Below are 21,291 nucleotides of genomic sequence, written 5' to 3'. Positions count from 1 at the left end.
CGCCCCCCGAAGCGGGGTGGGGCGGGGTCAGAGTTCGTCGCGCACGTACGCGGCGAAGGCGGCGATGGTCTCCTCGTCGCGCCGGTAGAACGTCCACTTGCCGACGCGCTCGGACACCAGCAGCCCGGCCTCGCGCAGGATCTGGAGGTAGCCGGAGACCACCGACTGGGACAGCCCCGAGCGCTCCTGGATGTCGGTGACGCACACGCCGATGTGGAAGCCGACGCCGCGCTCGCGGTAGTACGGCTCGTCGAAGTAGCGCTCGGGCGTCTTGAGCCAGCGCAGGAAGTCCGCGCGCGCCGGGTTGGCGAGCGCCTTGTGCACGGCCAGCGGGTCCAGGTCCACCGCACACGCTCCTTCCGCCGTCCGGCCCCTCGGGGACGTATCTAATATTCTGGATACGATCCGGGGTGTCAAGGCGGGGCGCCCTCGGGGGCCGTGCGGGGCGGGGTCAGTGGTACTGGGCGATCTGGAGGAGGTTGCCGCAGGTGTCGTCCAGGACGGCGGTGGTCACCGGCCCCATGGCCAGCGGCGCCCGGGTGAAGCGCACGCCCAGGGCGCGCAGGCGCTCGTACTCGGCGTGCACGTCGTCCACGGCGAAGGAGGTGGCGGGGATGCCGTCGGCGGCCAGGGCCGCGACGTAGGCCCTGGCGGCGGGGTGCCGGTCGGGCTCCAGGAGCAGCTCGGTGCCGTCGGGCTGTTCGGGCGACACGACGGTGAGCCAGCTGTGGTCGCCGAGCGGGACGTCGGCCTTCTTCACGAACCCCAGCACGTCGGTGTAGAAGCGCAGGGCCTTGTCCTGGTCGTCGACGAAGACGCTGGCCAGGTTGATCCTCACGGGGGGCTCCCTCGGGTGGTCCGGGCCCGGGCGGGCGGGTGGGCGGCGGTGCGCGCGGGCGGGCGGGGCCGCGCGGCGCGTTTCGCACTCCACCGTCGGCCACCGCCCGGCCGCGGGCAAGCCGCGCGGGACACGGGGCGGGGTGGGACGGGCCGCGGACTGACGGGTCGCCAGCCGGCGGGCGGTGCGCGCCGGGCGACAGGCGGGTGGCGGGCGGTGCGCGCCGGGCGGCGCGCGGCCCGGGGCCGTGGTGGCGCGGGTGGCACGGCGACGCGCCGGTGGTTCACTCGCACGAGTGATTGTGACGCTGTGCGCAACGGCGGACACTCTGGGTATCCGGAGGGCTCGTGGGGGGCTCTCCCGGCGCAGGGAGTGCCGCCATGGCCGCAGTCGAACCTTCCGCCTCCGAGGTCCCGCAGATCACGCACAGCTCGCTGCCCGCCGGCCGGGACGAGGGCCTCGCGGCCATCGGCGGCAACGTCGGCTCCGTGAACCGGGCCTGGTGGACGTGGAGCCCGGGCAACGGGACCTTCAACCTCCAGCTGTCCTGGAACGTCATCGGGATCGACTCGACGGTCGTCATCACGGCCTCCGAGATCGACTCCAACGGCAACCGGTTCGTCGGCGCCGCGGCCTTCCAGGTCTCGAGCATCGCCCCGGGCAACGGCGTGGTGACCTTCAAGATCAGCATCGGGTGGAACAGCCCGCTGCCGATGCGCACCGACGTCGTGGTCTTCAACTGAACCGGCCGCCCGGACCGGCGCCCGCACCCGTACGGTGACGGCCCGTCCGGCAGGCGCCCGCCCCGTGGCACCCGCGGACCCCTCCGCGGGCACCGCGGGGCGGGCGCCTTGCCGGATACCGCGGGGCGACCGGGAGGGCGGCGCGGCCCGACGGCGCCGCAGGGGTCAGGCCGTGGCGGGGGCGCCGCCGGGGGCGGGGGTGCGCACGACGGCGTCCAGGGCCGGGGCGATGACGGCGAAGCAGCTCCCGGTCAGCGCGGCGGGGTCCACCGCCGCGCCGCCGCCGGAAGCGCCGGCGTCGTCGTCGGCGCTCCAGCGCTGGAGCACCGTGTGGAAGGCCGCCAGCGCCATGTCCGCGGCCAGCCGCGGGTACAGCTCGCGTCCGGCGTCCAGGCCGAGGCGGGCGGCGAGCTCCTCGGCGAGGTCGTCGCGCCACTGCGCCTGGCGCTCCAGGAAGCGCGCGAGCAGGGCGGGGGTGGACAGGACCAGCCGCACCACCTGGCGGGCTCGCTCCTCGTGGCCGGCGCAGTCCTCGACACTGCGCCACACCGCGTGCCGCAGCGCCACCGAGGGCGCCTCCCCCGCCGGGCGGCGGGCCAGCTCCTCGCGCATCGCCGCGCCGAGCGCGCCCAGGAACCGGACGACCACGTCCTCCTTGGACGCGAAGTAGCGGAAGAACGTCCGCTTGGACACCCCCGCGGCGGTGGCGATCTCGTCCACCGTGACGGCGTCGAACCCGCCGCCCGCCAGCAGCTCCAGCGCCGCCCGCGTCAGCTCGTCGGCCACGAGCTGGCGTTTGCGCTGGGCCAGGGTGGCGGCGGGTCGGGAGGTCACCGCCCCATCCTAGCCCCCACGCCACACACGACGCCCAATGCCCACCTTGACACTTGGTGACAGGAAGGGCACCTTGAGCCGTATGAGTCGTACGCCCCGAAGCAACCACGCCCCCGACCACAGCCCCGCCCCCGCCCCGGGCCCCGGCCCGGAGCCGCAACCGGACCTGGACGGGCGGGTGTTCGTCGTCACCGGCGCCGCGAGCGGCCTGGGCCTGGCCACCACCGACGCCCTCGCCCGCCGCGGCGCCCGCGTCGTACTCGCCGTACGCGACGAGGACAAGGGCCGGCGCGCCGCGGCCCGCGTGAGCGCCGCCCACCCCGCCGCCCGCCTGGAGGTACGCCGCCTGGACCTCGGCGACCCCCGCTCCGTGCACGCCTTCGCCACCCGCCTGCGCGCCGACGGCGTCCACCCCGACGTCCTGGTCAACAACGCCGGCGTCATGGCACCCCCGCGCACCCTCACCCCGCACGGCCACGAGCTCCAGTTCGCCGTCAACCACCTCGGCCACTTCGCCCTCACCGCCCACCTGATCGACCTGCTCGCCCAGGGCCGCGACCCGCGCGTCGTCACCGTCACCTCCGCCAACCACCGCCGCGCCCGCATCGACTTCGACGACCTCACCGGCGAACGCGCCTACTCCCCCATGGGCCACTACAACCAGTCCAAACTCGCCAACGCCCTCTTCGCCCTCGAACTCCACCGCCGCCTGAGCGCCGCCCGCAGCCCCGTGCGCAGCGTGCTCGCCCACCCCGGCTACGCCGCCACCGCCCTGCCCCGCGCCGGCGCCGTCGCACCGGTACGGCTGCTGTTCGGGCACCTGCTGCGCCCGCTCGCGCAGACGCCCGCCCGCGGGGCGCTGGCACAGCTGCACGCGGCGACCGCCCCCGGGGTGCGCGGCGGGGAGCTGTACGGGCCGGGCGGGCCTGGCGAACTGCGCGGGGCCCCGGCGCTGACCTCGCCCGCCCCTCGCGCCCAGGACCCGCGGGCGGGGCGGCGGTTGTGGGAGGTGTCGCAGGAACTGACCGGGCTGCGGTTCACCGTGCCCGCGGCGGACGGCGCCTGACCCCGGAGCGGGAGGGGGCGAGGGGAGGTCACCGCCCCCGGGGTGCGCGGCGGGGCGCAGCGGGGCAGGGGGGACCGCGCTACGGCAGCGGACACGGCCCGACGGCGACGGCGGCCGCCCGGCCCGCCCGGCACCCCGCCCGCGTCCGCCGGGAACGCCGGACCGGTCCCGGCCAGGGGAGCGGCCGGACACCGCCGGCGCAGGGCGCGGCCGTACGGCGGGCGGGCGGGGGCGTGTGGTGGGCGGGTTGACGGTCTGTGCGGCGGGGCCTGCGGGGTGGGTCCCGTGCGGGCCGGTTCGCCGCTTCCCTGTCCGGGTCCCTGTTCCCGCTTCCCGCTGCCGTTTCCTGTTCCGGCCGGTCGGGGTGTCCGGTATTGGTGGTCGCCCCGGGCGGGGGTGGGGGCGGGCAGTAGGATCGGCGGCGTTGCATCCCGTACACACTGCTGGTAGGAGGCTTTTCATGGCTCAGGTCACGCTGAAGGGGAACCCGGTGCAGGTCGGTGGCGCGCTGCCGGCCGCCGGCAGCCAGGCGCCGGCGTTCACGCTGGTCGGCGAGGGGCTCGCGGACGTGTCGCTGAAGGACTTCGCGGGTCGGCGCAAGGTCCTGAACATCTTCCCCAGCATCGACACCCCGACCTGCGCGACCTCGGTGCGCACGTTCAACGCCAAGGCGGGTTCGCTGGAGAACACCGTGGTGCTGTGCGTGTCGGCGGACCTGCCGTTCGCGCAGGCCCGGTTCTGCGGCGCGGAGGGCCTGGAGAACGTCAAGACGCTGTCCACCCTGCGCGGGCGGGACTTCCACGACGTCTACGGTGTGGCGATCGCCGACGGTCCGCTGGCCGGGCTGACGGCGCGCGCGGTCGTCGTCCTGGACGAGAACGACACCGTCCTGCACACCGAGCTGGTCGCGGAGATCGCCGACGAGCCGAACTACGAGGCCGCGCTCGCCGCCCTCGTCTGACCGGCCGGCACCGCGCCCGCGGTGCCGACCCCTTTTGTGGTGCGGCGGCCCGCCCCCCGCGTCCCGCCCGTCCCCGCTCCGGCGGGACGGGCAGGACGGGGGGCGGGCCGCCGTCGCTTTTGCCCGTCCCGGACGCGCCGGGCGGAGGACGACCGCCGTGGCGGGCGTCTCGTGGCGGGCGTCTCGTGGCGGGCGTCTCGTGGCGGGGGCGCCGGGGCAGCCGGTTCAGGCGGCCAGGGTGTCCTTCAGCCAGGGGGCGATCAGGGCCATCGCCTCGTCGAAGCGGGAGACGGCGCAGTGGCCGGTGTCCGGGATCAGTTCGACGCGGGTGTCGCGGCGGCCCTCGAACACCAGGGTGTCGGCCTGGGGGACGTGGACGTCCTCGGTGCCGTTGACGACCAGCATCGGCCCGTTGGCGTCCCGGTCCAGCAGCGGGCGCAGGTCGAATCCGGCGAAGGCCGCGTCGAGTTCGGCCCTGGTGGGCGCGGTGTCGAAGCCCAGGGCGTTGCCGACGATGCCGTCCATGCCGAAGGCGAAGCCGCGGCCGGGGGCGAAGGCGCGCTCGACCGGGCCGCCGAGCACCACGGAGGCGTCCACCGCCCCGGTCAGCCCGGTGCGGGCGGAGTAGTAGCCGCCCATCGAGATGCCGAAGTGGCCGACCCTCCCGTTGCCGGCCGCGCGGGCGAAGGCGACCAGTGCGGCGATCACCTCGTCCCCGCCGTGCGGGGTCATCGGCAGGTGGGCGCTCTCGCCGGTGCCGGGGAGGTCGAACAGCAGCAGCCGCGCCGGCAGGGCGAACGCGAGCTGCTCCCACATGCCGTGCAGGTCGGTCTTCCAGGAGTCCACGCCGCCGCTGGCCAGGACGAGGGGCGCGTCGGCGGGCAGGCCGGGGGCGGCCATCAGGTGGACCGGCACGGCGGCCTCGCCGCCGCGGTGGGGGACGGTGAGGATACGGCGCTCGAACTCCACCGGGAAGCCGGGGGCGGCGAGGACGTACTGCTCGACCTGGCGGGCGAGCGCGGTGCGCTTGGGCCCGTCGGCGAGGGAGGGGAACTTGGCCCAGCCGTACGCCTGCGCGGCCTCGCGGTGGCGCCCGGCGGCGGCGTGGCGGGCGGCGAGGGCGGACCACTCGTACACCCAGCCGCCGGGCCGGTCGGGCCACATCACGGTGACGGCGGCGCGGACCGCGTCCACCTCGCCGGCGGGCAGGCCGAGGGTCATCTGCGGGTAGCGCTCGACGAACAGGTCCCGCGGGTCCAGGGGCCAGGTGAAGGACATGGTGGTGCCTCCTGTCGCACTCAAGCTTCTTAAAGCCGGAACACTTGCGTTAACGACTATGCGCCCGCACCGACGCCTAACGCAAGCGGCCCTGCGTTAGTGTGGTGGCCGAGGTGATCGACATGACCGAACACGAGCCGCACCCGGAGTCGGAGCCGCAGCCGCACCCGGAGTCGGAGCCGCAGCCGGTGCGCCGCCGCCCGGGCGGGCGCGCCGCGCGCGTACGCCAGGCCGTCCTGGACGCCGCCGCGCAGGTACTGGCCGAGGAGGGCGTCGACCGGCTCACCGTCGCCGGGGTCGCGGCCCGCGCCGGCGTCAACGAGACCACCGTGTACCGGCGTTGGGGCACCCGGGAGAAACTCGTCCTGGACGCCATGCTCACCGGCAGCAACGAGGGCGTCCCCGTCCCCGACACCGGGGCCGTCCGCACCGACCTGGCCGCCTTCGCCCGCGCCCTGGCCCGCTACCTCGCCACCCCCACCGGCCGCTCCGTCGCCCGGGCCGCCGCCCTCAGCGCCGACGACCCCGACCTCGCCGAGGCCTGGCAGACCTTCTGGCACTCCCGCCTCGACCAGGCCGGCGCCATCATCGCCCGGGCCGTGGACCGCGGGGAACTCCCCCCGGACACCGACACCGCCCTGGCACTGGAACTGCTCTGCGCCCCCCTCCAGACCCGCTGCCTGCTCGGCCACCGCCCCGACGAACCGGACCTGCCCGAACGCCTGACGGACCTGGTCCTCGACGGCCTGACGGGCGGGAACCGGGCCACCGCCCCCCGGCACCGCCCCTGACACCGGCCGCCCCTCCCCCGGCCCCGGCCCGGCGAAGGGGGCGCCGTCAGGTCGACGGCATGCCCGCGCACACCGGGCAGGACGACCACTCCCCCGGAACCGGACGAGCGGCCCCGGAACAAGGCCCTGGCCCACGCTCTGCGACCGGTGACGGTACGCAACGGGTCACGTGTTCCCACCGGGCCCGTAGCGGGTTCCGGCGGCCAGCAGCCGGCGGCCGCGACGCAACCACGCTCCCTGTTCAGGGAGTTGCCGTTCCCGTCGGCACCGGAGGCGACCGTCGCCGGGGGTGGGACCGGACGCCGGGAGGCGGCGGGCGCGGTGAGCGGGATGCGGCGGCCGGCCCCGATCGTGGCCGCCCGCCGCCGAGCGGACCCGGGAAAGCCAACGGGGCCGGGAGGAAGGACCGTTGACCACCGGCAGCCCCGCTCAGGCCACCGGCAGCCGGCGGCCGCGTGCGGACGCCGTGCGGGTCACAGCGGCCGGCGCCAGTGGCGGTAGGTGTGCGGGGTCCTGGTGAAGCCGCTGTCGCCGAAGGGGTTCGGCAGCGTGCCGTCGAGGGTTCCGGCCAGGAAGTCGCCGAAGCCCGCCGCGAAGCGGACCCAGCGTTCCTCCCGGTATGCGGGCTGGCGCTTGAAGACGACGACGTCCCAGCCGTCCGGGTCACGGGTGTCGCAGAGCCAGAAGACCACATCGCCATTGGCGCTGCCCGCGAAGGGCAGGAGCCTGCCCTTCTCCAGGTCCTCCGGGGCGGCGCCGGTGGGTGCGGCCGGCTCCTGCCGGGGGTCGAAGTCCAGTGCGTCGAGGAGGTCGCCGTACGGGGAGCCGTCCACCGGCGGCGTGCTGACGCCGAGGTACTCGTCCAGCTCGCCGCCGCCGTAGAGCGCGACGAAGTCGCGGTAGTCGGCGGGCAGGCGCAGGCCCGTGGTGCGGGCCAGTTCGTCCCAGTCGACGCTGTCGCCCGGGGTTCCCGGCTCCCCGATCAGGGCCGAGAGGCGGGTGACGGCCGGGTGGACCATGGCGGTGTCCCCTTTCGTGGGTGGCGGGTTCCGGTCGGTCACCGTACTGCCCGGCGTCCCGCCCGGTGAAGGTCGAGCGGGCTGTCGGACCAGCGCCCGTCGCGCCGGGCCCCGACCGCCCAGGGCAGCGGACCGGCGGACTTCCGGGCACCCGCAGAGCGCGCCATACCGCGCGTCGTGAACCGCGAAGACCTGACGGCCGCCCTCGAACGACACGGGACCGACGGCACCGGCCGGGGCCTCCTTCCGGGTGTGGTCCGCACCTCGACGTCTCAAGAGCTCTGGTCGCCGCAGGCCGCGGCCATGCCCGCGGACCAGGTCCTTCGAGACGGGAGAGCCGCGACCGGGCCGGGAGGGGAATCCCCGCGGTCAGACCACGCAGAACTCGTTGCCCTCCGGATCGGCCAGCACCACATGGTCGGGCCTGCCCCGCAGCTCCTCCTCACGGACCACCGTCGCCCCCGCGGCGGTCAGCCGCTCCACCGCCTCGACCACGCGCGGCCACCGCACCTCCCACGGCGTCCCACGGCCGCCGCCGGCCTGCACGTCCACGTGCACCCGGTTCTTCACCGCCTTCGGCTCCGGCACCTTCAGGAAGGACAGGGCGGGACCCGTCCCCTCGGGATCGCAGAGGTACGCGCCGTCGTCCCACTCCTCCCGCGGGACCCCGTGACGGGAGAACCACTCCTCCCAGCTCCCGAACCCCGCCGGCGCGGGCCTGTGCACGTAGCCCAGCGCCAGCGCCCAGAACCCGGCCGGCCTCGCCGGGTGCGCGCAGTCGATCGTCAGGCTCCACCCGGTCGCCATGCGGCCCTCCTCACTCGGATGCCGCGACCGTACCGCCCGCCGCCGACACCACCGCCGACACCACGGCCACACCACCGGCGGGCGCCCCGCACGACGCGGCCCGCGACCCGCAACGACCCGCCCGGGCCCCGGAACCGACACGCCCTCGGCAGGGGGCGGGCCCGCGCCGCGCAAAGGAGGGGAACGGGCACCGCCCCGACCGCGACCGCGACGGCGGCGACGGCCCGTGCAGCCGCCACCGCCGCCGTCCCCGGAGCGCTACGCGCCCTGCGGGGCGAACGGCCGGCGGTCCGGCGCGCAGACCGTCCCGGGCGCCGGCAGCCGCCCCTCCACCAGGTAGCGCTCCTGCGCCCCGGCCGCGCAGGCGCTCGGGTTGCCCAGGACCGTGTGCCCGTAGCCGTCGACGGTCAGCAGACGGGCCCCGGCGAGGGTGTCCGCCATCGCGCGCGAGCCCTCGTAGGGCCAGGCCGGGTCACCGGTGTTCGCGACGACCAGCACGGGCGCGGCGGTGCGGCGGTCCCACGGCCCGTCGTACCGGTCCCGGGCGGCCTGGGAGGGCCAGGACGCGCAGCGCTGGGTCTGCCACACCCAGTACGGGCCGACGGCGCCGGAGCGCGTCTCGGCGAGGGCGGCCAGGGCCGGGTAGTCGGCGCCGGCGGGCGGGTTGACGGTGTCCGCGCACAGGGCGCCCAGGGTCTGCGCCTGCCCCGACAGCGCGCCCGGCGCCGGTGCCGGGGCGGGGGTGGGGGCGGGGGCGGGCGGTGCGTCGGGGGCGGTCCACAGCTGCTGCAGCCACGCGCCCAGGGCCGCCCAGCCGCTGTCGGGGACGCCCGGCAGCGGCGCGGCCGTGTACAGCATCGACGCCACGGTGGACACCGCAAAGGCGTAGGTCACCTCCCGCGCCGGCGTGCCGGGCGCGAGCGGCCCGCGCCGCAGCCGCTCCAGGAGGGCGGCGAACCTGGCGCGGGTCGCGTCCGCGTCGCCCGCCGCGAACGCGCACGCCGCGGGGCCGGCCGCGGCGCAGCGGTCGAGGAAGGCGTCCAGGGTGCGGGCGGAGGCGAGGTCGCTGCCGGTGCGCAGGAACGGGGGCAGGGCGCGCTGCTGGGGGGTGCGGCCGGTGGACCAGGCGCGCGGGTCCAGGGCGCTGTCCAGGACCATCGCGCGTACCCGGTCGGGGAAGAGGTTGGCGTAGACGGCGCCGAGCAGGGTCCCGTACGAGGTGCCCCAGTAGGTGAGGCGCCGGTCGCCGACGGCCTGGCGCAGCACGTCGAGGTCGCGGGCGGTGTCGGCGGTGGACAGGTGGGCGAGCAGGCCGGTGGTGTCGTTGTCGGCGCAGTGGCGGGCGAGGCCGGTGTAGGCGCGGGTCCAGGCGCTCTGCTGGTCGGCGGCGGTCGGGAAGCCGGCGGGCAGGCCGTCGAGGAGGGCCTGTTCGGCGGCGGGGTCGGGGAAGCAGTGGAGGGTGGTGGAGGCGCCGGTGCCGCGCGGGTCGAAGCTGACGATGTCGAAGCGCCGGCGGACCTGTTCGGGGAAGAGGCCGTAGACGGCGGGCAGGGCCGCGGTGCCGGGGATGCCCGGGCCGCCGGGGTTGAAGAACAGCGAGCCGATGCGGTGGGCCGGGTCGGTGGCGCGGTGGCGGATCAGGGCCAGGTCCAGCGGTGTTCCCCGCGGGTCGCGGTAGTCCGTCGGCACGGCGGCGGTGGCGCACTCGAAGCCCTGGGCGCAGGGCCCGTCCCAGTGCAGGCGCGGCACGGGCGCGGCGGGCGCGGCGGTGTCAGCGGGCGCGGCGGGGTTGTCGGCGGTCGCGGCGGTGTCGGCGGGCGCGGCGGTCGCGGTGTGGGCCGGGGCCAGGGCCGCCAGCACGAGCACGGCCGTGGCGGCACGGAACGCGGTACGCGAAGCGGTACGCAAGGCGGTGCGGAAGGCGGTGGCGGGCCGGGGTCGGGGCACGGGCGGCTCCCTCGTCGTCGTGTGTTCCTGATCGGGCGTCACCGAGTCTTGCGTCGACCGCTGTCGGCACACCGGCAGGACGCTGTCCCGCCACCGACACACCACCGTCACCACCGGCACCACCGACAGCACGGGCGGCGCGCGGGGACGGCGGGCGGCCGCGGGTGCGGACCTGCGCTCCTCACGCGGCTGACGGCTGGACACCGCGGGCCCCCGGGTGGACGGGAATCGAGTGGGGCGCCGGTCGACCGCTCAGTAGGCTGCGGCCCATGTTCGAGTACCACGGCTGGATCAAGGTTCTGGAGAGCGCCGGCGCCGACGACGAGGAGTACGACGACGACCGTCTCCGGCTGATCGTCGGGGGTATCGAGGAGCGCATCCGGGAGATCGGCAGCCCGTACCTGCTCGATCTGCGGTGGATGAACGGGGAGGTGTTCGTCCACTTCGGCGGCTTCTCGAACCACCGTGACGCGCGGATCCCGGCGTTCTTCCGCGAGGTCGGTGAACGGGCGCCGGGCTCCTACGGCCTGCTGCACGTACGCGACGACGAGGACCCCGGCCGTGAGAACGAGGTCCTCGTCCACAGGATGGCCCGCGGACGGGTGAGCGAGCACGCGGATCCGCTGCTGTCACCCTGCATCCCCGTCCTGGAGGACCCATTCCAGGGGTAGGACGCGAGGCCGGCCGGACCCTCCGCGAGGGGAACGACGCCGCCGGCCGCGGGACGGCCAGGCGGGCGGGCGGCTTCCGGAGCGGCCGGCGGGCGGTAGCGGGCGGGGCGGGGCTGCCGCTGCCGCGTGCCCGGCCGGGGCCTGCCGCGACACCCCCGAGCGGGAACGCGGGTGCGCCCCCTCGGCCCCCTGTCCGGCACGGGGCCGGACAGGAGGCCGAGAGGGCGCGGCACGAGGCGACCCGCGGACCGGGAACCGGCCACCGGCCACCGGCCACCGGCCACCGGCCACCGGCCACCGGCCACCGGCCCGGAGCGGACCCGGGCGGACGGACCCGGGTACCCGGACGGACGGGTCCGGCGGCCCGGTCCCGGGCGGACACACCCGGGGCGGCCGGGTGCCCGGGGCACCGGGTCAGGTGATGGAGGCTCCCGAGTCGATGCTGATGACCTGGCCGGTCATGCAGTCCTGGTCGAGGAACAGCGTGATCGAGCGGGCGACCTCGCGCGGGGTGACGAACCGCGGCACCGGGACCTTCTCCCGCATGCCCGCCACCACGTGCTCGGGCAGGGTGTCCGTCATGCCGGTGATCATGAAGCCGGGTGACAGGGCGTTGACGGTCACCCCCCGGCGGCCGCACTCCGCCGCGAGCGTGCGGGTCAGCCCGATCAGGCCGGCCTTGGACGCCGAGTAGGCGGTCTGCCCGGCGGTGGCGATCAGCGCCGACGGGGAGACGATGTTCACCACCCGCCCCCAGCGGGCGCGCAGCATCGCCGGCACGCACGCCCTGGCGGTGTGGAAGGAGCCGACGAGGTTCGTGTCGATCACCTGCCGCCACTCGGCGGGGTTCTGCATCGCCATCAGCGCGTCCTTGCGGACCGCCCCGTTGTTGACGAGCACGTCCACCGGCCCCAGCGCGGCCTTGACCTGCTCGTACATCGCGGTGACCGCGTCCCAGTCGGCGACCGAGCCGCTCACCAGCACGTGGTCGTTGACCAGCTGGGCGGCGACCTTCTCCGCCCCGGCCCGGGAGCTGTTGTAGTGCACCGCGACCCGGCAGCCCGCCGCGTCCAGCGCCAGCGCCAGCTCGCTGCCCAGCCCCCCGGAGGCGCCGGTGACCAGCGCCACCGGGGAGTCGGGCCTGGCGCCGAAGGCGTCCTTGCCGCTCACCGCGCCACCCCTCCCCACGTCAGCAGGACCGAACCCCACGTCATGCCCGCGCCGAACCCGGCCAAAAGCACCGTGTCGCCGTCCTTGACCCGACCCGAGTCCAGGGCCTCCGCCAGCGCGATCGGGATCGACGCCGACGCGGTGTTCCCGTAGCGCTCCAGGTTCGTCACCAGCCGGTCCGCGGGGATCCCCGTGTGGGAGAGCACCGAGTTGATGATCCGGATGTTCGCCTGGTGCGGGATGACGTGGTCGACGTCCTGCGGTGTGATCTTCGCCTGCTCCAGCGTCTCGCGGATCGTGCGCACCGTGTAGCGCACGGCGTTCAGGTAGATCTCGTTGCCGTTGATCTGCGCGTAGTGCAGGCCCTCGGCGACGGTCCGCTCGGTGGTGGGCATCCGCGAGCCCCCGGCGAGGACCTTCAGGCTGTTCTTGCACGAGCCGTCCGCGCCCAGGTTCCACGCCCGGATGCGGTCCACCGCGCCCGGCCGCAGGACTACCGCGCCCGCGCCGTCGCCGACCAGGATCGACAGGTCCCGGTCCCGCGGGTTCGCGGTCAGCGTGTGGGTGTCCGAGCCGATCAGCAGGATCGGGCGCGGGTCCATGCGCAGCAGGCCCGCCGCGGTCACCAGCCCGTACACGAAGCCGGCGCACTCGGAGTTCACGTCGTGGGCGCTGCCCGCGATGCCCAGCTCGTCGTGGACGAACGCCGACGTCGCCGGCGAGGGCTGCTCCGGGGTCGCCGTCGCCACGATCAGGTGCGCGATGTCCGCGCCCGTCAGGCCCGCGCGTTCCAGGGCCCGGCGCCCGGCCTCCACGGCCATCGACGCCGTGGTCTGCCCCGGGCCCACCGCCCTGCGCTCACGGATCCCGCACCGCGAGACGATCCAGTGCTCGTCCACGCCGAAACGCTCCGCGAGCTCGGCACTGGTCACCACCCGTTCGGGCACCGACATGCCCCAGCCGGTGACGTCGAAACCGCTCACCACCCGACCCCTCTCCTCGTCCGCCCGCCCGCGCCGGGTTCTCAGTTGGCCTCGGCCGGCACGAGCGCCAGGATCCGCTCGTGGACCACCCGCAGCGTCGTCGTGTCGTCGATGTCCGCGAACAGCGACTCGTCCGCCGGGATGTGCGGGTACTGGTTCTGGAAGCCGTACAGCCACTCCATCAGGTCCAGCGAGTCGACGTCCGCGATGTGCTGCAGCGCGGCGTCCGCGTCGATCTCCTGCGCGCCGGAGACCGCCTGGAGCTGCTGGGCCAGGTCCTCGATCGTGGGAATCTGAGACATCAGTGATCGTTCCTCTCCTCGCCCACCCCCGTTTCCCGGGTGATGGGCACGTCAACGCGTCGAATGAACATGCCAGGAACAACCGCCGCCACCCCGCCCCGCACCCGTACCCCGACCACCCCACCCACCGGCCGGCCGACAAACACGGACGGGCGGGCAGGCGAACTGGCGGACGAACGGACACAAGCGGGCCGGCAGACGGGCAGACGGAACCGGGCGCCTCGGCGACACCCCGCACAGGGCCCGGGCGAACCCGTACAGGGCTCGGGCGAACCCGTACCCGCGGACCCGCACCGCACCGCTCCGGAAAACCCTCCCGGCCACCCGCACCACCGCACCACCACCCGCACCACCGCACCGCCACCCCCGGCCGGCCGGCCCCCGCACCCCGCCCCCGCACCCGCACCCCGCCCCCGGGAACACACCACACACGGCACCGAGGGGACGGACGAACGAGCGGACACACGGCCACGACGAACGGACGGACGGACAACAAGCAGGCGGAACAGACGCAACGGGCGGAACTGGTGGGACAGCCGGCGGGAGAACCCTCCGGAACAACACGGCACGACCCCCCGGGAACAGCGGTCGACACCACCCGGGAACCGAAGCACCCCCCGCGACAGGCCGTGGGGGCCGCGTGTCTTGCCGAAACCGCATGAAACCCGCCCCCACGCAACCGGCCCGCAACCCACCCACCCCCCGCCCCCTTGCGCACCGCTTGCGAGACACACGCTTACCTGACCCACAACACACCGCACCCGCACGCACACCACCCCGAGCCCCGCCCCCGCACCACCCCGCCCGTACCGGCCCGCACGGCGACCACCGCGCACCACCGGCCCGGCACCGCACCAGGCGCCACCGACCACCCGGCCGGACACCGCACCCGCCACCCCGGACGGCACCAACCACCCGGGGACACGGCCGAGTTCAGCAAGACCACCCGGGCGTCACCCAGCCGCCCGACACGGCAGACACCGAAGAACCGCGAACGGCCGCACCGCCCGCCCCGGACGACACCAACCACCCGGGACAGCGGCCGAGTTCAGCCGGAACCACCGCCGCACACCGGACGGCACCCAGCCGCCCTGAACGACGGCCGGCCCAGCACCACACCACGCGGCACCGAACGGCCCGACCGTTCTCCCGGACGGCACCAACCACCCGGGACAGCCGCCGAGTTCAGCAAGACCACCGTCGGACACCGGACGGCACCCAGCCGCCCACCGCCGGCACCAGGACAGCGGCCGGACCTGTCACCCCGGCCCGCACCGGGCCGACCACCACGGAAACGGCCCGACCGGGCCGCCCACCCGCCCACCCCACCCCGGCCGACCCACCACCGTCCGACAACCCCACACACCCACAACCGTCAACCGAGGGGCCCCATCCCATGACCACCGTCGAAGCCCGCACCATCAACCCCGACGTCGAGGCCATCCGCCACCACTACGAGGTCCCCAACGAGCTCTACCGGCTCATCCTCGGCCCCACCATGATGTACTCCGGCGGCTACTGGGAGGACGGCGAGGACCTCGTCGCCGTCCTCGACGAGGCCCAGGAACGCAAACTCGACGCCTTCACCGACCTCGCCCGCGCCGCCCACACCGACACCGTCCTGGACATCGGCTGCGGCTGGGGCACCATGCTCAACCGCCTCACCACCGTCCACGGCGTCAAGAAGGCCGTCGGCGTCACCCTCTCCCGCACCCAGGCCGACTTCGTCGACGCCCTGAACAACCCCGCCATCGAAGCCCGCGTCGAAAGCTGGGAAGACCACCGCCTCGCCGACGGCCAGGCCCCCTACGACGCCGCGTTCTGCATCAACGCCCTCGAACACTTCGTCCTGTCCTCCCTCACCCCCAAAGAGCGCACCCAGCGCTACCGCGTCTTCTTCAAGCAGGTCCACTCCCTCCTCAAACCCGGCGCCCGCTTCGTCCTGCACACCATGACCGTCGAGAACCCCCCACTGCGCCGCCAGCTCCTCGACGACCTCAAATTCCTCCAGCGCGAAGAGTTCGAAGGCTGCCACATCCCCCGCCTGCCCGAACTCGCCGCCGGCCTCGACGGCCTCTTCGAGGTCACCGAGATCCGCAACGAACCCGAGTCCTTCGCCCGCGCCTGCCGCGCCTGGCTCCAACTCCTCGCCGCCCGCCGCGACGAAGCCGTCACCATGACCGACGAGACCACCGTCGCCCGCTTCGAGCGCTACCTCGACATCTTCGCCTACACCCTCGAAGACCACATCTTCAACAACTTCCGCGTCACCCTCACCCGCCGCGCCTGACCCCCGGGCCCACCCAGGACACCCGAGACAAGGACACCGACGCCATGACCACCACCCCCGCCCCCAACCGCACCACCAACACCACCACCACCGGCACCGGCACACCCACCGACGCCAGCACCGGCACAGCCCCGGCGGCGGGGGTGGCCCCCACCCCCACCACCAACAACACGGGCACCAACACCGCCAACACCGCCACCGGCACCGGTAGGGCCGGCACCGGTACCGGTACGGGCACGGCCGCCTCCGGCACGGCCACCGGCAGCGGCACCGCCAGCACCGGAAAGGCCGGCACCGGCGCGGGCACGGCCACCGGAAGCAGCAGCAGCACGGCCACCGGCAACGGTACGGCCACCGGTACGGGAACCAGCACGGGCACGACCGGCAGTGCCTCCGCCTCCGGCACGGGCGCCACCACGACCGCCCCCCGCACCCCGGCCCGCACCACCGGCACGGGCACCCGTACGGCCACCGCCGCGGCCATCACCGTCGCCGCCGCCGGCACCACCGCCGGCACCGAGCACGCCACCGCCCCCCACCCCACCGGCGACCTCGCCGTCCGCCACCTCAAAGTCGCCGTCATCGGCGCCGGCATCTCCGGCCTCGGCACCGCCATCGGCCTCCTCAAAGCCGGCATCGACGACTTCCTCGTCTTCGAACGCGCCACCGACCTCGGCGGCACCTGGCGCGACAACACCTACCCCGGCTGCGCCTGCGACGTCCAGGCCCACCTCTACTCCTACTCCTTCGCCCGCAACCCCGACTGGAAGTCCACCTTCGCCACCCAGGCCGAAGTCCACGCCTACCTCAAGGACTGCGCCACCCGACACGGCGTCGACCCCCACCTGCGCTACGACCACGAACTCCTCGACGCCACCTGGAACGACACCCACCACCACTGGGACATCCGCACCAAACACGGCCGCTACACCGCCCAAGCCCTCATCACCGGCACCGGCTACCTCTCCGACCCCGCCATCCCCAACATCCCCGGCCTCGACACCTTCACCGGAACCGTCTTCCACTCCTCACGCTGGAACCACGACCACGACCTGACCGGCCGCAACGTCGCCGTCATCGGCACCGGCGCCTCCGCCATCCAGTTCGTCCCCGCCATCCAACCCGACGTCAACCGCCTCGACCTCTACCAGCGCACACCCCCCTGGGTCGCCGCCAAACCCGACAAACCCAACACCCCCCGCCACACCTGGATGCTCCGCCACCTCCCCGGCTACCAGCGCTTCCGCCGCACCTTCAACAAACACGGCCGCGAAATCGTCGCGTTCTTCATGTCCCGCCCCTCCCGCACCACCGGCATGAAGAACATGGCCGCCGGCCACCTCAAGAAATCCGTCACCGACCCCGCCCTGCGCAAGCGCCTCACCCCCGACTACACCGTCGGCTGCAAACGCCTCCTCTTCTCCAACACCTGGTACCCCGCCATCCAGCAACCCAACGTCGACATCGTCTCCGACACCATCACCCGCATCGGCCCCACCCACATCACCACCACCGACGGCACCACCCGCCACATCGACACCATCATCCTCGCCACCGGCTTCACCGCCACCGACCGCCCCGTCGCCCACCTCATCCACGGCCGAAACGGACACACCCTCGCCGACACCTGGAACCGCGACGGCATGACCGCCCACCGCGGCACCACCATCCACGGCTTCCCCAACCTCTTCATGCTCCTCGGCCCCAACACCACCCTCGGCCACTCCTCCCAAACCGTCATGATCGAAGCGCAGATCACCTACATCCTCGCCGCCCTCAAAACCCTCCACACCCACCACCTCACCACCCTCGACGTCCACCCCCACGCCCAGACCACCTACAACAACACCCTCCAAAACCGCCTCAAAAACACCGTCTGGAACACCGGCGGCTGCACCAGCTGGTACACCGACACCAAAGGCAACAACCCCTCCATCTGGCCCACCTACACCTGGCGCTTCCGCCACCAAACCCGCACCTTCGACCTCACCAACTACCAAACCACCACCCACACCAACCACACCCCCAACCCCTAACCCACCCCCACCCCCGGCACCCGCGCACGCCAACGGCCCACACGCGCCCACACCCGCACGCACGCGCCCACGGCCCGAACCCACACGCCCACACCCGCACACGGCCACGGCCCGCCCGAACAAGGACGAGGACACGCGGACAGGGACACAGGACAGAGACAACCGGCACCGGGAACAAGAACAACGGGCAAGGGACAACGAGCAAGGGGACAAGGGGAACAACGGACAGGCCGGCCCACACCACGGACCGGCCACCCACCCCACAACAACACACAGCACCGGGCACGGGCCCAGCGGGCAGCGGCAGCGGCAGCGGCAGCGGCAGCGGCAGCGGCAGCGGCAAAAGCCAGCACGGCCAGGACCAACGAAGCCAAATGCGCTGAGACCCGAAGACCCGCAGGAACACCCAGCACGGCCAGCTGAAGCACAACAGCAACAAAGCTGGCCCCCCGCCACCACAACCAGTACGACCAGCGAACAGGCAGCGCCGGGACAACCGGGCCAGCAGCGCCAACCGGGCAGCTGCCAGGACCAAGCCGGTGACGCCGACAAGGCCGGTAACACCAGCAGGAACCAGCACGGACGCAAGCACTCACAGCACGGCACGACCGACCGGAAGGGCCGGTCCACCTGGGCGACAGGACCGGCAGGAACCACCGGCGACACCCGCAAAACCAGAGCACCAGGACCAGTACCGACAGCAGGAACGGCCGGCAAGGACCAGAGCGCTGGAAGCGGTCAGCACGGGCCAGCAGGAACGGCACAGCAGGAGAGCCGGTACAACCACTACGGCCGGACCAACAAGACCGGCCGGCGCGACCAGCTGGAGCAGAACAGCAAGAGAACCAGCCCCGCACCCCTCAACCAGCAGGACCGGCAAGCAGGTAGGACCGGCAGGACCGGGCCAGCAGGGCCGACGAGGCGGCCGGCAAGAGCGGAACGGCGGGGCCAGCAGGACCGGTAGCCCCAGCAGGAACCAGTACGGACAGACGCACTCACAGCACGGCAAGACCGAGAAGGGCCGGTCCACCTGAACGACGGGACCGGCAGGAACAACCGGCGACACCCGCAAAACCAGAGCACCAGGACCAGTACCGACAGCAGGAACAGCCGGCAAGGACCAGAACGCTGGAAACGGTCGGCACGGGCCAGCAGGAACGGCACAGCAGGAGAGCCGGTACAGCCACTACGGCCGGACCAACAAGACCGGCCGGCAGAACCCGAAGACCAGCACGACCCGAACCGACGAAGCCCGTGCACTGGCAACAACGACGCCAGTAGAAGCAGTCGGCAGAAGCAACCGGTACGACCACCGCGGTGAGACCGGCAGGAACGGCCAGTACGACCGGCTGAAGCAGGACAGCAAGAGCGAAACGGCAGAACCAGCAAGGCCGGTAGCCCCAGCAGGAACCAGTACGGACGCCGTCGCAGCACAGCAACACCAGAGAAACCGACAGGGGGCCGGACAGGACCGGCAGGCAGGCAAGCAAGCAAGACCGAGGTCCCATACCAGCATCAACAGGCCCAACACGAAGGGGACTTCACTCCCCCGCCCGCCCCAAGAGCCCGGTCGGACACCCCTCTCCCGCACCACCCCGGACCAACAGGGCCCCCGCGACCCGCCCGCCCAAGGACACCACCCAGCGCACCCGGACACCACCAGGCCGCCGGCGGAACCACCCCGGGCACCACCCCGGACAGCCACAACCAGCCCGCCGCGAACGGGACTTCAGGAATCAACCGCCCCGGGACGCCGCCCCCGAAGCCCCCGCAGCAACCGGGCAGCACCACCGAACACCGACCACCCGGGACCAGCCGCGAACCGAAGACCGGCAACCAGACCGACCACGGCCAGGACCCCGACAACCACCCGCACCACCGGGCACCGCCACCCGGCCGCCCGGCCAGGACGCCACCACCACCGGCCCGGACACCACACCGAACCACCCCGGCACTAAAGAGACTTAACACCCACCAGGGCACCCGCCCCGCAAGCCCCGCACCAACCAGGCCCGCCCACCACCCCCCACCACCAACCACCCACACCACCAAGGAGACCACCCCGCATGACCCACCCCGACCTCACCCGACGCACCCTCCTCACCGCGGCAGCCGCCACCATCATCGGCTTCAACACCACCACCCGCACCTGGGCCACCACCAACACCCCCACACCCCCCGGACACATCGCCCCCCTACCCCCCCTCCAAGGCACCCTCACCACCAACCCCACCACCACCACCGCCCACGCCCACGACTTCGGCCGCCTCACCACCACCACCCCCTACGCCGTCCTCAACCCCGCCGGCCCCCACGACATCGCCAACATCATCAACTACGCCCGCCACAACGGCCTCAAAGTCGCCATGAACGGCCAAAGCGGCACCGGCAACGACCTCGAATCACACTCCAACTACGGCCAAGCCGGCGCCGCCGGCGGCATCAGCATCAACGCCCGCGCCCTCAACCGCATCCACACCATCACCCCCACCAACGCCACCGTCGACGCCGGCGTCACCTGGGCCCAACTCACCGACGCCGCCCTCGCCCAAAACCTCACACCCCCCTGCCTCACCGACTACCTCCACCTCTCCATCGGCGGCACCATCAGCATCGGCGGCATCGGCTCCACCGTCCACAAACACGGCCTCCAAGCCGACACCGTCGAATCCATCGAAATCGTCACCGGCACCGGCCGCATCCTCACCGCCACCCCCACCCGCAACCCCGACCTCTTCCACACCGCCCTCGCCGGCGCCGGCCAAGTCGGCATCATCACCCGCGCCACCGTCAAACTCATCCCCGCCCCCACACGCGCCCTCGTCCTCACCCTCACCTACAACGACCAACACACCTTCCTCACCGACCAACAAACCATCCTCAACGACGGCCGCTTCCCCTCCCAAGTCGGCGAAATCCTCATCCAACCCAACGGACAACCCCCCCGCTACAAAATCGAAGCCGTCGCCCACTACAACACCACACCCCCCAACCCCCAAACCCTCCTCACCGGACTCAACCCCACCACCACCGAAACCAACGACACCACCTACCGCGACTACACCTACCGCGCCGACACCTTCGCCGACACCATCAAAAACCTCGGCTACTGGAACGCCCCCAAACCCTGGCTCTCCCTCTTCCTCCCCGCCACCACCACCCCCACCTTCCTCAACCAAGCCCTCCCCCACATCACCCCCGACGACATCGGCGCCGGCCTCCTCCTCTGCTACCCCTTCCACACCAACAAACTCACCCACCCCCTCGCCATCACCCCCAACGAACCCACCACCTACCTCTTCGACTTCCTCGCCTTCCCCCACCCCAACACCAACCCCCAACCCGCCCTCACCCGCAACCGCACCCTCTACAACACCGCCACCCAACTCGGCGCCAAACGCTACCTCGTCGGCGCCATCCCCAACATGACCCAAACCGACTGGCAAAACCACTACGGCCCCCACTGGACCACCCTCACCAACGCCAAAAACACCTACGACCCCACCCACACCCTCACCCCCGGCCAAAACATCTTCCCCTAACACACAAAAAACA

Annotated in this window: 18 protein-coding genes; 8 read left to right on the top strand and 10 right to left on the bottom strand. The window is 73.4% G+C overall.

The window, feature by feature from the left end; genetic code table 11:
• Positions 1 to 27: 27 nt before the first annotated feature.
• Complete coding sequence (locus tag ACFCY1_RS10765; RefSeq protein WP_198959518.1) at positions 28 to 345, bottom strand: helix-turn-helix transcriptional regulator; 318 nt, start codon at positions 343 to 345, stop codon at positions 28 to 30.
• 106 nt (positions 346 to 451) lie between these two features.
• Positions 452 to 838 carry a VOC family protein gene (locus ACFCY1_RS10760; RefSeq protein WP_375874203.1) on the bottom strand — a complete coding sequence of 129 codons (387 nt, stop codon included), beginning with the start codon at positions 836 to 838 and terminating at the stop codon, positions 452 to 454.
• Between the two features lie 380 nt (positions 839 to 1,218).
• Between ACFCY1_RS10760 and ACFCY1_RS10755 the strand changes: the two genes are divergently transcribed.
• Positions 1,219 to 1,581, top strand: a complete 363-nt coding sequence (locus ACFCY1_RS10755) for a hypothetical protein (RefSeq protein ID WP_049661667.1) — start codon at positions 1,219 to 1,221, stop codon at positions 1,579 to 1,581.
• A 165-nt stretch (positions 1,582 to 1,746) separates the two neighbouring features.
• On the opposite strand, the gene ACFCY1_RS10750 is transcribed toward ACFCY1_RS10755, so the two are convergent.
• Complete coding sequence (locus tag ACFCY1_RS10750) at positions 1,747 to 2,415, bottom strand: TetR family transcriptional regulator (RefSeq protein WP_375874202.1); 669 nt, start codon at positions 2,413 to 2,415, stop codon at positions 1,747 to 1,749.
• A gap of 82 nt (positions 2,416 to 2,497) precedes the next feature.
• On the opposite strand from ACFCY1_RS10750, the gene ACFCY1_RS10745 reads away from it, so the two are divergent.
• Both ACFCY1_RS10745 and tpx read left to right on the top strand, forming a co-directional pair.
• A complete protein-coding gene (locus ACFCY1_RS10745) occupies positions 2,498 to 3,481 on the top strand; it encodes an oxidoreductase (RefSeq protein WP_375874201.1) in 984 nt (327 codons plus the stop codon).
• A gap of 460 nt (positions 3,482 to 3,941) precedes the next feature.
• Complete coding sequence (gene tpx / locus ACFCY1_RS10740) at positions 3,942 to 4,442, top strand: thiol peroxidase (RefSeq protein ID WP_375874200.1); 501 nt, start codon at positions 3,942 to 3,944, stop codon at positions 4,440 to 4,442.
• Between the two features lie 225 nt (positions 4,443 to 4,667).
• Here the strand turns inward: tpx and ACFCY1_RS10735 are convergent, their stop codons facing one another.
• Complete coding sequence (locus tag ACFCY1_RS10735) at positions 4,668 to 5,720, bottom strand: alpha/beta fold hydrolase (RefSeq protein ID WP_375874199.1); 1,053 nt, start codon at positions 5,718 to 5,720, stop codon at positions 4,668 to 4,670.
• A gap of 122 nt (positions 5,721 to 5,842) precedes the next feature.
• Between ACFCY1_RS10735 and ACFCY1_RS10730 the strand changes: the two genes are divergently transcribed.
• Complete coding sequence (locus ACFCY1_RS10730) at positions 5,843 to 6,511, top strand: TetR/AcrR family transcriptional regulator (RefSeq protein ID WP_375874198.1); 669 nt, start codon at positions 5,843 to 5,845, stop codon at positions 6,509 to 6,511.
• 473 nt (positions 6,512 to 6,984) lie between these two features.
• Here the strand turns inward: ACFCY1_RS10730 and ACFCY1_RS10725 are convergent, their stop codons facing one another.
• The 3 genes from ACFCY1_RS10725 to ACFCY1_RS10715 all read right to left on the bottom strand — a co-directional run bounded on the left by ACFCY1_RS10725 (position 6,985) and on the right by ACFCY1_RS10715 (position 10,284).
• Positions 6,985 to 7,530, bottom strand: coding sequence for an SMI1/KNR4 family protein (locus ACFCY1_RS10725; RefSeq protein ID WP_375874197.1), 546 nt, complete (start codon positions 7,528 to 7,530; stop codon positions 6,985 to 6,987).
• Between the two features lie 369 nt (positions 7,531 to 7,899).
• Positions 7,900 to 8,337, bottom strand: coding sequence for a VOC family protein (locus ACFCY1_RS10720; protein ID WP_375874196.1), 438 nt, complete (start codon positions 8,335 to 8,337; stop codon positions 7,900 to 7,902).
• A gap of 258 nt (positions 8,338 to 8,595) precedes the next feature.
• Complete coding sequence (locus ACFCY1_RS10715) at positions 8,596 to 10,284, bottom strand: alpha/beta hydrolase (protein ID WP_375874195.1); 1,689 nt, start codon at positions 10,282 to 10,284, stop codon at positions 8,596 to 8,598.
• Positions 10,285 to 10,553: 269 nt separating this feature from the next.
• On the opposite strand from ACFCY1_RS10715, the gene ACFCY1_RS10710 reads away from it, so the two are divergent.
• A complete protein-coding gene (locus ACFCY1_RS10710) occupies positions 10,554 to 10,955 on the top strand; it encodes an Imm7 family immunity protein (RefSeq protein ID WP_375874194.1) in 402 nt (133 codons plus the stop codon).
• Positions 10,956 to 11,369: 414 nt separating this feature from the next.
• Here ACFCY1_RS10710 and ACFCY1_RS10705 read toward each other — a convergent pair whose 3' ends face one another.
• The 3 genes from ACFCY1_RS10705 to ACFCY1_RS10695 are packed head-to-tail and all read right to left on the bottom strand — an operon-like array spanning position 11,370 to position 13,410.
• Positions 11,370 to 12,125 carry an SDR family NAD(P)-dependent oxidoreductase gene (locus ACFCY1_RS10705; protein WP_049656301.1) on the bottom strand — a complete coding sequence of 252 codons (756 nt, stop codon included), beginning with the start codon at positions 12,123 to 12,125 and terminating at the stop codon, positions 11,370 to 11,372.
• Positions 12,122 to 13,108, bottom strand: a complete 987-nt coding sequence (locus ACFCY1_RS10700; protein ID WP_049656304.1) for a 3-oxoacyl-ACP synthase III family protein — start codon at positions 13,106 to 13,108, stop codon at positions 12,122 to 12,124. Before ACFCY1_RS10700 ends, ACFCY1_RS10705 begins: the two co-directional genes overlap by 4 nt.
• A 41-nt stretch (positions 13,109 to 13,149) precedes the next feature.
• On the bottom strand, positions 13,150 to 13,410 hold the full coding sequence (locus ACFCY1_RS10695; RefSeq protein ID WP_049656300.1) for a hypothetical protein: 261 nt from the start codon (positions 13,408 to 13,410) through the stop codon (positions 13,150 to 13,152).
• Between the two features lie 1,396 nt (positions 13,411 to 14,806).
• On the opposite strand from ACFCY1_RS10695, the gene ACFCY1_RS10690 reads away from it, so the two are divergent.
• The 3 genes from ACFCY1_RS10690 (at position 14,807) to ACFCY1_RS10680 (ending at position 21,278) form a co-directional block, all read left to right on the top strand.
• On the top strand, positions 14,807 to 15,700 hold the full coding sequence (locus tag ACFCY1_RS10690; RefSeq protein ID WP_074006253.1) for a class I SAM-dependent methyltransferase: 894 nt from the start codon (positions 14,807 to 14,809) through the stop codon (positions 15,698 to 15,700).
• A gap of 44 nt (positions 15,701 to 15,744) precedes the next feature.
• Positions 15,745 to 17,736, top strand: coding sequence for a flavin-containing monooxygenase (locus tag ACFCY1_RS10685; protein WP_375874193.1), 1,992 nt, complete (start codon positions 15,745 to 15,747; stop codon positions 17,734 to 17,736).
• A 2,066-nt stretch (positions 17,737 to 19,802) separates the two neighbouring features.
• Positions 19,803 to 21,278, top strand: a complete 1,476-nt coding sequence (locus tag ACFCY1_RS10680) for an FAD-binding protein (protein ID WP_117485437.1) — start codon at positions 19,803 to 19,805, stop codon at positions 21,276 to 21,278.
• The last annotated feature ends 13 nt before the right edge of the window (positions 21,279 to 21,291 follow it).

Source organism: Kitasatospora sp. NPDC056273, from assembly GCF_042268845.1.
In the GTDB taxonomy this organism is placed as follows: Bacteria; Actinomycetota; Actinomycetes; order Streptomycetales; family Streptomycetaceae; genus Kitasatospora.
The sequence above is the reverse complement of the archived record's forward strand: the minus strand, read 5'-3'. Positions and strand labels throughout refer to the sequence as shown.

What these genes read in the sequence shown, in the direction of transcription:
- ACFCY1_RS10710 (WP_375874194.1), top strand. Translation starts at nt 10,554, where the DNA reads ATGTTCGAGTACCACGGCTGGATCAAGGTTCTGGAGAGCGCCGGCGCC.
- ACFCY1_RS10735 (WP_375874199.1), bottom strand. Translation starts at nt 5,720, where the DNA reads ATGTCCTTCACCTGGCCCCTGGACCCGCGGGACCTGTTCGTCGAGCGC.
- ACFCY1_RS10755 (WP_049661667.1), top strand. Translation starts at nt 1,219, where the DNA reads ATGGCCGCAGTCGAACCTTCCGCCTCCGAGGTCCCGCAGATCACGCAC.
- ACFCY1_RS10720 (WP_375874196.1), bottom strand. Translation starts at nt 8,337, where the DNA reads ATGGCGACCGGGTGGAGCCTGACGATCGACTGCGCGCACCCGGCGAGG.
- ACFCY1_RS10690 (WP_074006253.1), top strand. Translation starts at nt 14,807, where the DNA reads ATGACCACCGTCGAAGCCCGCACCATCAACCCCGACGTCGAGGCCATC.
- ACFCY1_RS10695 (WP_049656300.1), bottom strand. Translation starts at nt 13,410, where the DNA reads ATGTCTCAGATTCCCACGATCGAGGACCTGGCCCAGCAGCTCCAGGCG.
- ACFCY1_RS10725 (WP_375874197.1), bottom strand. Translation starts at nt 7,530, where the DNA reads ATGGTCCACCCGGCCGTCACCCGCCTCTCGGCCCTGATCGGGGAGCCG.
- ACFCY1_RS10685 (WP_375874193.1), top strand. Translation starts at nt 15,745, where the DNA reads ATGACCACCACCCCCGCCCCCAACCGCACCACCAACACCACCACCACC.
- tpx (WP_375874200.1), top strand. Translation starts at nt 3,942, where the DNA reads ATGGCTCAGGTCACGCTGAAGGGGAACCCGGTGCAGGTCGGTGGCGCG.
- ACFCY1_RS10730 (WP_375874198.1), top strand. Translation starts at nt 5,843, where the DNA reads ATGACCGAACACGAGCCGCACCCGGAGTCGGAGCCGCAGCCGCACCCG.
- ACFCY1_RS10745 (WP_375874201.1), top strand. Translation starts at nt 2,498, where the DNA reads ATGAGTCGTACGCCCCGAAGCAACCACGCCCCCGACCACAGCCCCGCC.
- ACFCY1_RS10680 (WP_117485437.1), top strand. Translation starts at nt 19,803, where the DNA reads ATGACCCACCCCGACCTCACCCGACGCACCCTCCTCACCGCGGCAGCC.